Source organism: Lentzea sp. CC55 (assembly GCF_021056325.1).
Classification (GTDB): domain Bacteria; phylum Actinomycetota; class Actinomycetes; order Mycobacteriales; family Pseudonocardiaceae; genus Lentzea; species Lentzea jiangxiensis.
Map to the genome: position 1 here is coordinate 58,595 of NZ_JAJCXE010000015.1, position 11,115 is coordinate 69,709.

The 11,115-nt window shown below is 71.7% G+C and carries 11 protein-coding genes; 8 read left to right on the top strand and 3 right to left on the bottom strand.

Features of this window, described 5'->3' with window-relative positions:
* Positions 1-282: 282 nt before the first annotated feature.
* Both L6E10_RS10295 and L6E10_RS10300 read right to left on the bottom strand, forming a co-directional pair.
* Positions 283-759: a hypothetical protein gene (locus L6E10_RS10295; protein WP_236219114.1), complete on the bottom strand. Its 477-nt coding sequence runs from the start codon at positions 757-759 to the stop codon at positions 283-285.
* Positions 759-2,192, bottom strand: coding sequence for a helix-turn-helix domain-containing protein (locus L6E10_RS10300; RefSeq protein WP_236219116.1), 1,434 nt, complete (start codon positions 2,190-2,192; stop codon positions 759-761). Before L6E10_RS10300 ends, L6E10_RS10295 begins: the two co-directional genes overlap by 1 nt.
* 381 nt (positions 2,193-2,573) lie before the next feature.
* Here L6E10_RS10300 and L6E10_RS10305 point away from each other — a divergent pair, with 381 nt between their 5' ends.
* From L6E10_RS10305 to whiA, 8 genes are all read left to right on the top strand, one after another.
* The gene (locus L6E10_RS10305; RefSeq protein ID WP_236219118.1) at positions 2,574-3,068 is read left to right on the top strand and encodes a hypothetical protein; all 495 of its coding nucleotides are present in this window, start codon (positions 2,574-2,576) and stop codon (positions 3,066-3,068) included.
* A gap of 9 nt (positions 3,069-3,077) precedes the next feature.
* Complete coding sequence (locus tag L6E10_RS10310; protein ID WP_236219120.1) at positions 3,078-3,476, top strand: Rieske (2Fe-2S) protein; 399 nt, start codon at positions 3,078-3,080, stop codon at positions 3,474-3,476.
* Positions 3,477-3,582: 106 nt separating this feature from the next.
* Positions 3,583-4,047 (top strand): Rieske (2Fe-2S) protein, encoded by a 465-nt coding sequence (locus tag L6E10_RS10315; RefSeq protein ID WP_236219123.1) that lies wholly within the window; start codon positions 3,583-3,585, stop codon positions 4,045-4,047.
* 42 nt (positions 4,048-4,089) lie between these two features.
* Positions 4,090-5,988 (top strand): excinuclease ABC subunit UvrC, encoded by a 1,899-nt coding sequence (gene uvrC / locus L6E10_RS10320; protein ID WP_236219125.1) that lies wholly within the window; start codon positions 4,090-4,092, stop codon positions 5,986-5,988.
* On the top strand, positions 5,988-6,650 hold the full coding sequence (locus L6E10_RS10325) for an HD domain-containing protein (RefSeq protein ID WP_236219128.1): 663 nt from the start codon (positions 5,988-5,990) through the stop codon (positions 6,648-6,650). The genes uvrC and L6E10_RS10325 overlap by 1 nt, the downstream gene beginning before the upstream one ends.
* A gap of 848 nt (positions 6,651-7,498) precedes the next feature.
* Positions 7,499-8,356, top strand: coding sequence for an RNase adapter RapZ (gene rapZ, locus L6E10_RS10330; RefSeq protein WP_051784155.1), 858 nt, complete (start codon positions 7,499-7,501; stop codon positions 8,354-8,356).
* 5 nt (positions 8,357-8,361) lie between these two features.
* A complete protein-coding gene (gene yvcK, locus L6E10_RS10335; protein ID WP_236219134.1) occupies positions 8,362-9,330 on the top strand; it encodes a uridine diphosphate-N-acetylglucosamine-binding protein YvcK in 969 nt (322 codons plus the stop codon).
* Entirely contained in the window at positions 9,321-10,307 is a 987-nt protein-coding gene (gene whiA / locus L6E10_RS10340; RefSeq protein WP_089958262.1) for a DNA-binding protein WhiA, read from the top strand. Before yvcK ends, whiA begins: the two co-directional genes overlap by 10 nt.
* Before the next feature lie 21 nt (positions 10,308-10,328).
* On the opposite strand, the gene L6E10_RS10345 is transcribed toward whiA, so the two are convergent.
* Positions 10,329-11,115, bottom strand: a 787-nt coding sequence (locus L6E10_RS10345) for an SGNH hydrolase domain-containing protein (RefSeq protein WP_275676363.1), incomplete at its 5' end; no start/stop codon positions are given.

The following is an 11,115-nucleotide window of genomic DNA, read 5'->3' on the forward strand; positions in this document are numbered from 1 at the left end:
AGTCCTAGTTGGTCCGGTTGCCGTCGAACTTCCCTCACTCGGACTAGTGGGGTCGCCGGTTCCTGTTCGGCGTTCCCCTGGGGCTCTGCCCCAGACCCCCGGCGGGCCCAGCGCCGCTGGTGGGTTGATGGCACGCCTGTTGCCTTGGGCGGCTGTCGGTTGCGTTGGCGGTGGGGCCCCATCACAAGTCGCAGCAGGAGCTGTGGCGCGACTCGTGATGGGACCCCATCGCCGGGAGCGTCTGCTCAGGACGGCTCGCCTTCGGCATCGCGGTGGGCAGGGCTACGACTTGCGGCGCGCCTCCGGGGGCCACACGACCTCGATCGGGACGCCTGAGGCGCGTGCCTGTTCCACCACGTCCGCCGTGCCGCCCTTGCCCTGGGCCGGGACGCCGTCCCACACCGCCACGAGGACCTCGACGGACGCGAGCATGCGTTCGTTCGCCGCCACGTAGGCCAGGCGTCCGCTCGACATGTGCGGGAGGACGCTGACCACCGTGGCGGCTGCTCGCAGTTCGTCGTACTCGGCCACCTGGTGGGGTTTCAGGCGGTCGCGGTAGTCCAGGGCCGGGAGGACCACCTCGACCTGGCCGCCGAGTGCGAGGACGGCTCTGGCGAAGACCTGGTCGGCGCCCGGCGCCAGGCAGGTGACGCCGACCAGGCTGCCGCCCAGGCGTTCCAGCGTTGCGGTGATGGCGGCCTGGACGGCCGGGACGCACTCCGGGACCAGGTTGCTGTGGCCGGTGATGCCGACTCGCATCATGCGGTCCGTATCGCTCTGATCGCGTCCCTCGTGTCCTGCACGGCGGGGATGTGGCGGTGCCGTGCCGCCTCCTTGGCGAAGTCCTCCAGCTTGCGCAGGACCCTGCCCGAGGAGAGCTTCGCCGCCGTCGGCAGGACCTCGTTGATCAACCCGCACGCTGCCTCCGGGTCTCCCGCGACCATTTTGGTGCGCGCCAGTCCGATGACGTCGAACGCGCGGTTGCGCACTTTCGACGGGTCTCGCAGTTCCAGGGCCCGCCGGATGTGTTGTTCGGCGTGGACGGCCTGGGAGGGGTCGTGCATGGCGAGGTCGCGGCAGCGGGCGCCGATGACGCCCTCCAGCTCGGCCTCGTCGAAGCTGTGCAGGTAGCGGGGTTCGTTGCCGGCGTCGCGCTGGGCGAAGCTGTCCTGGGCCATGCCCACCGCCTGGTGGAACTCGCGGGTCTTGCCCATCTGGGCGTACGCCCAGGCCTCGCGGGTGAGGAGCAGGGCCTTGAGCGTGGGGGTGCCGGTGCGGCGGGTGCCGTACTGGCCCAGCTGGACGAGCTCCAGGCCGTCCTCCGGGCGGCCCAGGTCGAACATCTGCCTGGCCATGGCGGCGAGGCAGAGGGCCGCGAAGCCGTCGTTGTGGCCGGCCTTGGCCATGCGGACGGCCAGCACGTAGTAGCGCTGGGCCGCGTTGTGCAGGCCCGCGTCGAACGACATGCTCGCGGCCACCTTCGACAGTTCCGCGCCGATGAAGAACGCGCGTTCCGTCGTCGGGCCCGAGGGGGCCCTGCCGAGGCGTTCGGCCAGTTCGTCGAGCTGGCCGAGGACGGCCTTGCGGGCGAGGCCGTAGCCGCCCCGGCCTCCCCAGCCGCGCAGGCCGTCGGCCACGCGCTGCAACGCGAAGAGCTCCTCCTCGCTGATCGCCGAGTGCGACGACCACTTCGACAGGTTCTGCAGGGGGTGCAACCACCGCTGCAGCGGCTCGACCAGTGCGGACCCCACCGTCACCGCGGCGGCTCCCGCGAGCGCCGCTCGTCTGCTGATCGCCAAGTCGCTCCTCGCCGTCTCCTCGACCGAACGGGCAATGCTCGTCGCCTCCCAGGGGGCGGCGAGCACATCTGGCGGGCCCGTGTCGGGGGAGCCCACCTGAGCTGGGGTGACGACTCGGTCGAACCACAGTCGTTCGCCCGGCACGCCGAGCACCTGCGCGAAGTGGCGCAGCCGGTCGAGGCGGTCGATCTGGTTCTCACCCGACTCGTAACGCGACAGCTGCGCCTGGCTGATGCCGAGCCACGCCGCCATGCGGTCCTGCGTGACCCGGCTGAGGTGCTGGGGGTGGTGCCGGTAGGCGGAGATCAACGCACCCATGTCGCGGTCGGTGCACGCCGCCACGATCGTGGGGTGGTCCCAGAACTCGTTCGGGACCTCGGGTGGTCCGTGCACGGCCGAACGGGCGTTGCGGCGGCACCGGTGACACAGCCGATCGGTGTTGTCGGCGGCGATGAACGCTCCACACGGGCAAGCGCGCCTGGATCTGGGTCTCGCTGCATCCATCGGCCTCGCCCCCGTCACTGAGCGTTTTCCAAGTGTACGGACGTGTGATCGTCAGTCCATCCATCTCATGCATAAGACGTAATGGGTTCGCGTGTCGCAGTTCCGGCGCCCCCGCCCGGCGGATGAGCTTCATACGTCCGCTGCATGAGCCGCATGCAGGGTGCGAGTGGTGTCGAGGGGAAGTGAGACGCACCCTGCACATCGACGGGCCCGCGGGTCGACCCCCGTGGCTCGTCCAGCGCCACCCACCAACGGGGAGGACAACCGCCGATGAGCCTCACGACCGCGGAGACCGGTACGGGGAGTACCGGGATCCCTCAGCACAGGGGACACGCACGGGCGATCGGGGAGGCCGTGGCCGGCTACCGGTTGCTCGGCTGGCAGGTGAGCGTCACCGAGCAGGGGGTGTTCCTGCCCCTGGGCCCCGCCACGACAGCCCTGGCGATGCCGGCGAGGATCGGGTCGCGAGTGCTGGCCGACCTGAAGTCGCGCATGCTCGCCGGTCCCGTCACCGTCATCCCCGGACCCCGCGAACACTGGATCTTCCTCGCCGAACTCGTGGCGCTGCTGCCCACGCACCTCAAGGCGCCGCCGGAGGTCCAGTTCGTGCGCTCACCCCACCGGATCGCCCTCCCGCCCACGATGACCAGGTACGGATCGCTGCGCTGGGCGAACCCGCCGTCGCACTCGCGGCACTGGTTCCCGCCCTTCACCGCCGTGCTCGCCCTGGCCCGGACGGCCGCCGCGGAGGACCAGCGCCGATAATCGGTGCCCGTGGACCGTCGTTCAGTGTTGTTGTGCGGGCTCGCCGCCGCCCTGGCCGCGTGTGGCGAGCCCGCTCCCCGCAAGACGGGCGGTGCCGGCACCGCCCGCGCCGGTGACCGCGTGACCTCCGTGTCCGCGGTGCCCGTCGGCAGCGGGGTGCTGGTGGACATGCCCGGCAACGCCCAGCTGCTGGTCGTGCAGCCTCAACCGGGTGAATTCCGTGCGTTCAACCCTTCGTGCCCGCACGTGGGTTCCCTGGTGAACCCGCCCGCCGGTGGCGTCATCACGTGCCCTCTGCACGGGAGCACCTTCGACCCGGCCACGGGTGCTGTCCGCAAAGGACCTGCGACTTCGGGCCTCGTCGAGGTGGCGGTCACCCGTTCCGGAGACGATCTGGTGCTCTCCTGAGAGCTGTGCGTTTGCTGTGCATCCGGCCTCTCGCTGAACTTCTGCGAACCGATCCGCGTAATGCTGTGGTGTGAGCCCGAACACCCACCACCACGGAGGACCGGTCGTGAACAACGAAAGCCTGGTCAGCAGGCGGGCGGCACTGTGCGGAATCGCGGTCGCCCTCGCCGTGCCCAGTGGACTCGTGACCGCGTGCAGCTCCCCGGCACCCTCCAGCGGGGCCACGCCCACCCAAGGCGGCTCCACGCCCACCTCGGGCTCCGCCGGCTCGGCCGGCACCGCGCTCGTGGCCCTGGCCGACGTGCCCGAGGGCGGCGGAGCGGTCGTGGACGGTCCCAACGGCACCAAGATCGTGGTCGCGCGCGTGTCCGCGACCGAGGTGAAGGCGTTCGACGCGTCCTGCCCGCACCAGGGGGCCCTCGTCGCCGAGCCGTCCGGTGGCACGATCACGTGCCCCTCGCACGGCAGCCAGTTCGGCGCGTCCGACGGCGCCGTGAAGAAGGGGCCGGCGACGACCGGCCTGCGCGCGGTCCAGGTCAGGGTCGACGGCGACCAGGTGGTCCTGACCTGACCTTTTCTGTTTTTGTCAGACCACGTCGATAGTCTTGACGGCGTGGCAGATCCCTCGACGTACCGCCCCGCCGTGGGCACGATCCCCGAGGCTCCCGGCGTCTACAAGTTCCGCGACGCCGGTGGGCGGGTCGTCTACGTCGGCAAGGCGAAGAGCTTGCGCAGCAGGCTGAACTCCTACTTCGCCGACATCTCCGGTCTGCACCCGCGCACGCGCCAGATGGTGACGACGGCGGCCTCCGTCGAGTGGACCGTCGTCACCACCGAGGTCGAGGCGCTGCAGCTCGAGTACAACTGGATCAAGGAGTTCGACCCGCGGTTCAACGTCCGGTACCGCGACGACAAGTCGTACCCGGTGCTGGCCGTGACGCTGCACGAGGACTACCCGCGGCTGCACGTGTACCGGGGCCCGCGCAAGAAGGGCGTGCGGTACTTCGGCCCGTTCGCGCACGCCTGGGCGATCCGCGAGACGCTGGACCTGCTGCTGCGCGTGTTCCCGGCGCGCACGTGCTCGGCCGGTGTTTTCAAGCGGCACAACCAGATCGGCCGCCCGTGCCTGCTCGGGTACATCGACAAGTGCTCGGCGCCGTGCGTCGGCAAGGTGTCGGCGGACGAGCACCGCGACATCGTGCTCGACTTCTGCGACTTCCTGGCGGGCAAGACGGACAACATGGTCCGCCGCCTGGAGCGCGAGATGCTGGAGGCGTCGCAGGAGCTCGAGTTCGAACGGGCCGCGCGCCTGCGCGACGACCTGGGCGCCCTGCGCCGCGCGATGGAGAAGCAGGCCGTCGTGCTCGGCGACGGCACGGACGCGGACGTGATGGCGTTCGCGCAGGACGAGCTCGAGGTCTCGGTCCAGGTCTTCCACGTGCGCGGCGGCCGGGTGCGCGGCCAGCGCGGCTGGGTGCTCGACAAGGTCGAGGCGGTCGACGACGCGGCGATCGTCGACCAGTTCATCATGCAGTTCTACGGCGACAACACCGAGAACACCCCGCGCGAGGTGCTCGTCCCGGTCCTGCCGGACGACGCTCCCGCGCTGGAGGACCTGCTCTCCGAGCAGCGGGGCTCCCGCGTGGCGCTGCGCGTCCCGCAACGGGGCGACAAGCGCGCCCTGATGGAGACCGTGGCGCGCAACGCCTCCGAAGCGTTCGCCCAGCACAAGCTCCGCCGCGCCGGCGACCTGACGGCCCGTTCCGCAGCCCTGCAGGAGATCCAGGACGCGCTGGCCCTCGACACGGCGCCGTTGCGCATCGAGTGCATCGACATCAGCCACGTCCAGGGCACCGACGTGGTGGCGTCGCTGGTCGTCTTCGAGGACGGCCTGGCCCGCAAGTCCGAGTACCGCCGCTTCGCCCTCCGCGAAGCGGCCACCGAGGGCGACGTGGCGTCCATCGCCGAGGTGGTCCGCCGCCGCTTCCAGGCGATGCTGCGCGAGACCGCCTCGGGCGGCCCCAACCCGGGCATCGACCCGGACACCGGCAAACCCCGCAAGTTCGCCTACCCGCCCAACCTCCTGGTGGTCGACGGCGCCGGCCCCCAAGCCGCCGCCGCGGCCGACGTCCTCGCCGAGCTGGGCATCACCGACGTGGCCGTCGTCGGCCTCGCCAAGCGCCTGGAGGAGGTCTGGGTCCCCGGCGAACCCGACCCGGTGATCCTCCCGCGCACCAGCGACGCCCTCTACCTGCTGCAGCGAGTCCGCGACGAGGCCCACCGCTTCGCCATCGCCTACCACCGCCAGAAGCGCTCGAAGCGCATGATCGCCTCCGAGCTCGACGACGTCCCGGGCCTCGGCGAGACCCGCAAAGCCGCTCTGCTCAAGCACTTCGGCTCGGTGAAGAAGCTGCGCCAGGCCACAGTGGACGAGATCAGCGGCGTGCCGGGCGTGGGCCGCCGCACCGCCGAGGCCGTGGTGGCGAGCCTGGCGGCGGGCGGGAAGTCCTGATGGTGGCCGGCCATCCGGCCGCGCCGGGCTCGGGTGCGGGGAGCGGCCCGGCGGCGAAGCCGGGTGTGCTCCCGCCCGCCGCCCGGCTCACCCGCCGCGCCCTGACCGAAGCCGTCGGCCTGCGCCGACTCCCACCCTCCGCCGAGGCGCTCCTGTCCGGACTGGACGCGCCGCCCCGCCTGGCCGCCCACCTGCGAGCCGTCCACGACGTGGCGTGCGACCTGGTGTCCTGGGTGGAGCGCCATCACCCCGAGGCGGCGGTCGACGGCGACGCGGTGAAGTTCGGCGCGGCCACGCACGACATCGGAAAGGTGTTGCACCCCAACGAGTTGTCCGGCCCGGGCTCCGCCCACGAACCGGCCGGCCACGAGTTGCTCTTGGCCCGCGGGACCGACGAACGGCTGGCCCGCTTCGCGCGGACGCACGCGTCCTGGACGGAAGCCGGCATCGAGCTGGAAGACCTGCTGGTCAGCCTCGCCGACAAGGTGTGGAAGGCGAAGCGCGTCCCGGACCTCGAACAGCTCGTCACCGAGCGCCTCGCCGCCGTCGCCGGGCAGGAGCCGTGGGAGGTCTTCCTGGCGCTGGACGACGAACTGGACCGCATCGCGTCGAGCGCCGACGCACGACTGGCGTTCCAGGCGAGCCACCCGGTTTCGCCGTGACCGCGACGCAGTCGCCCACCGCCACACGCACCTCGGCGGCGACAAGCTCCGCACCGAAGGCCGACGCGGCGCCGAAGGGCGATGCGGCGCCGAAGGGCGCGGCCACGCCGACGATTCCCGCTGCACCGGACCACGCGCCACACCGGCTCGCACGCCGCACCACACGCCTGCCACGGACCACCCGCTCCGCCGGACCGTCCGTCCTGTCGCCAGCCACCCTTCCGCCGCACCGAATGGCGCGCCGCGCGCATGCGGGCCTTTCGCGGCACGGAACCACCCACCGTGCCGAACTGCTCGCCGTGCCGGTCCACGCCGTGCCAGGCCCCACGCCTCAGCGCGCATCCACGCGCTTCGAGCCCGCTACCTCGGCGCGACCCAGCGCGTCCAGCACCACTCGCCGTGCCGCTCCAAGCCGTCCCACGCCTCGGCGCGCTTCTACGCGCTTCGAGTCCGCCGTCTCGGCGCGAACGCGTCGGCCTTCTCGGCACGACCGAGCGCGTCCAGCACCACCCGCCGCGCCGGGCCTGCGCCTCGGTGCGCTTCCCGCCGCTCCGAGCCCGCCCCCTCAGCACCACCCACATGGCGCAGCACCACCCGCCACACCGGCCCCGCAAGCCCCACCCGCCCTGCGAACGCACCGAAATCCGGGCGAGGATCGTGACCACGGCCACGGCACGCCCGTGTCAACGGCCGAACCTGCCGCGCGCGAGGGTCGTTCCGGTGGAGACTCGGCACCGGGAGCGGCCGCCGTGGCCCCCCAGCACCCAGCAGCTCGCCAAACGAGAGCGTGCAAGCAGCGCTCATGAACAGGTAACGGAGTCGTAGTCGTGAACGCGGAGAAGTCCGGCATCGAAGTCGCCGTGGTGACCGGGCTGTCCGGTGCGGGCCGCAGCACCGCGGCCAAGTGCCTGGAGGACCTCGGCTGGTTCGTCGTCGACAACCTGCCCCCGGAACTCATCGCCACCATGGTCGAGCTCGGCGCGCAGGCGCGCGGGGCGATCACCAGGGTCGCCGTCGTCATGGACGTGCGCAGCCGCGCGTTCACCGAGGACCTGGCCGCCATCATCAAGGACCTCGACGCGCGCGGGTACAAGCCGCGCGTGCTGTTCCTCGAGGCCACGGACGCCGTGCTGATCCGGCGGTTCGAGGCGGTGCGGCGCGGTCACCCGATGCAGGGGGACGGGCGGCTGCAGGACGGCATCGAGGCCGAGCGGATCCTGCTCACGCCGCTCAAGCAGGAAGCGGACCTGGTGCTCGACACGAGTGCGCTGAGCGTCCACCAGCTGCGCGCCAAGATCGAGGACACGTTCGGCACCGAGGCCGCGACGCGCACCAGGGTCACCGTGCTGAGCTTCGGCTACAAGTACGGGCTGCCGATGGACGCCGACCTCGTCATGGACGTGCGCTTCCTGCCGAACCCGTTCTGGATCCCGGAGCTGCGGGAGCAGACGGGTCTCGATGGTGAGGTGCGCAACTACGTGCTGTCCCAGGAGGGCGCTGACGAGTTCCTTGACCGGTACCACGAGCTGCTGAGGCTCATCGGTGCCGGTTACCGGCGTGAGGGCAAGCGCTACCTGACGCTCGCGATCGGCTGCACGGGTGGAAAGCACCGCAGTGTGGCCCTGAGCGAAGAGCTGGCCGCGCGGCTGGCGAGCGAGGACGGCATGGCCGTGAAGGTCGTGCACAGGGATCTGGGACGCGAGTGACGAAGTTGAGAGCTGTTGCTTTGGGCGGCGGGCACGGGCTGCACGCGACGCTGAGCGCGTTGAGGCGGGTCACCGACGACGTGACGGCCGTGGTGACCGTCGCGGACGACGGGGGCTCGTCGGGACGTCTGCGGCGCGAGCTGTCCCACCTGCTGCCTCCGGGCGACCTGCGCAAGGCCATGGCGGCGCTGGCGGGGGAGGACGAGTCCAGCAAGGTGTGGACGTCCCTGTTCACGCACCGCTTCGGCGGCACGGGGGCGCTCGCCGGCCACGCCGTCGGCAACCTGGTGATCGCCGGGCTGCTCGAGCAGCTCGGCGACCCGGTCGCGGTGCTCGAGGTCGCGTCGAGGCTGCTCGGGGTCAAGGGGCGGGTGCTGCCCATGTCCAACGAGCCGCTCGACATCGAGGCCGACGTCATGGGCCTCGACGAGGACGTGAGGGACGTGCGGCGCATCCGGGGGCAGGTCGCGATCGCGACCACGCCGGGGCTCGTCCAGCGCATCCGCCTCACGGCCCCGAACGGGCGACCTGTGGGCTGCCCGGAAGCAGTACAGGCTGTACTTGACGCCGATCTTGTGTTACTCGGGCCGGGATCGTGGTTCACCAGCGTCTTGCCACATCTGCTGGTGCCCGAACTCCACGACGCGCTGGTGCGCACGCGTGCCAAGAAGGCCCTCGTGCTCAACCTCGTCCCCCAACCGGGTGAAACCGCCGGTTTCTCTCCGGAGCGGCATTTGGACGTAGTCTGCGAGCACGCACCCGAGCTGAAGGTGGACGCGGTGATCGCCGACGTCAACTCGGTCCCGACCCCGGACCGGCTGACGCGAGCCGCCTCGGCACTGGGCGCGCGTACGCATCTGGCGAAGATCGCCGCACCGGACGCCGCGGAACGGCATGATCCGGAGGCGCTTGCCGGTTGCCTGAGGCAGGTGGTCGAGGAGACCGGAGTGGGAGGGACTGGCCAGTGGCGATGACGTCGGCGGTCAAGGACGAGCTCAGCAGGCTCGCGGTATCCAAGACCTGTTGCCGCCGCGCGGAGGTGTCCTCCCTGCTCAGGTTCGCGGGCGGCCTGCACATCGTGTCCGGCCGGGTCGTCGTGGAGGCCGAGCTCGACCTCGGGTCCGCGGCCCGCAGGCTGCTCAAGGAGATCCAGGCGCTCTACGGCCACCACGCCGAGGTCTTCACGATCCAGTCGAACGGCCTGCGCAAGGGCACCCGCTACGTCGTCCGCGTGGTGAAGGACGGCGAGGGTCTCGCTCGCCAGACCGGTCTGCTCGACCCGCGCGGCCGCCCGGTCCGGGGCCTGCCCGCGCCGGTCGTGTCGGGCGGTGTCTGCGACGCCGAGGCGGCCTGGCGCGGCGCGTTCCTCGCGCACGGCTCGCTGACCGAACCGGGCCGCAGCTCGTCGCTCGAGATCACCTGCCCCGGCCCCGAGGCCGCGCTGGCACTGGTCGGCGCCGCCCGCCGCATGGGCATCGCCTCCAAGTCGCGCGAGGTCCGCGGAGCCGAGCGCGTGGTGATAAGGGACGGCGACGCCATCGGCGCGATGCTGACCAAGCTCGGCGCGCACGACAGCGTGCTGGCGTGGGAGGAGCGCCGGATGCGGCGCGAGGTCCGCGCCACCGCGAACAGGCTCGCGAACTTCGACGACGCGAACCTGCGCCGCTCGGCCCGCGCGGCCGTCGCGGCCGCCGCACGGGTGGCGCGCGCATTGGAGATCCTCGGCCCGGAGGCACCCGACCACCTGGCCGCCGCGGGGCAGCTCCGCCTCGCGCACCGCCAGGCGTCGCTCGAGGAGCTGGGCCAGCTCTCCGACCCGCAGATGACCAAGGACGCCGTCGCGGGCCGGATAAGGCGTCTGCTGGCCATGGCGGACAAGCGGGCCAAGGACCTCGGACTGCCGGACACGGAGTCGGCCGTCACCGCGGAGATGCTCGAAGCCGAGGTGTGAGCGAGCTCGGCCGGCTCGGGGTCAGATCATCCCGAGCTGGCTGAGCAACGGCGTGGCGAGCGTGCGCGAGTACAGGTTCGTCACGTGGTTGTTGCGGTACACCACGACGTTGCCGACGACGGCCGGGCAGACGCCGTCGCGGCAGTACCACGGTGTGAGGTCGACGATCGTCGTGCGCGGGAAGCCCGCCGCCGCCTCCACGAGCGGGTCGCCCTCACCCGCGAACGCCTCGGCCTGCGAGGTGCCGCAGGCGGCGACGTCGCGGCGGTGGCGTTCGAGGCAGCGCGGCACCTGGCCGTCCGGCCGGGGCAGGTCCTTGACCACCGCGACCGGGATGCCCGCGACCGAGAACGCGGCGAGCATCTCGCGGTAGCCGCGCAGCATGTCCTCGCGGGTGTTCCAGGTCCACTTCAGGTCGCTCTCGTAGGCCTCGCGGCTCATGCCCGACAGCACCACGAGGTCGGGCTCGAGGGCCTTCACCCGCTCCAGCACCCCGAGGTTCTGCTCCGAGCACACGGTGAACGGCCAGCCCGCCTCCGACGGCGGCACCGTCGTGAACGGGCAGCCGTTGCGCGTCATGGCCTTCACCTTCCACCGGCCGCGTCCCGGGCCTTCGGCGAAGTCGATCAGCGGGGTGCTGTACTGCGCCGCGTGCGAGTCGCCGAGCAGCACGAGCGTCTTCTGCGCCGTGGGCTCGCCCCACGAACAGGCGTCCTCCGGCAGCGTGAGGAGGTAGACGTGGCAGTCGGCGTCGCCGCTGCCGCCGTAGGGGCCGTCCTCGTTCGCCACGGCCGGATCCGGCACCAGC

Excerpts from the sequence above, each read along its gene's own strand:
- L6E10_RS10295 (WP_236219114.1), bottom strand. The coding sequence starts at position 759 with ATGCGAGTCGGCATCACCGGCCACAGCAACCTGGTCCCGGAGTGCGTC.
- L6E10_RS10305 (WP_236219118.1), top strand. The coding sequence starts at position 2,574 with ATGAGCCTCACGACCGCGGAGACCGGTACGGGGAGTACCGGGATCCCT.
- L6E10_RS10325 (WP_236219128.1), top strand. The coding sequence starts at position 5,988 with ATGGTGGCCGGCCATCCGGCCGCGCCGGGCTCGGGTGCGGGGAGCGGC.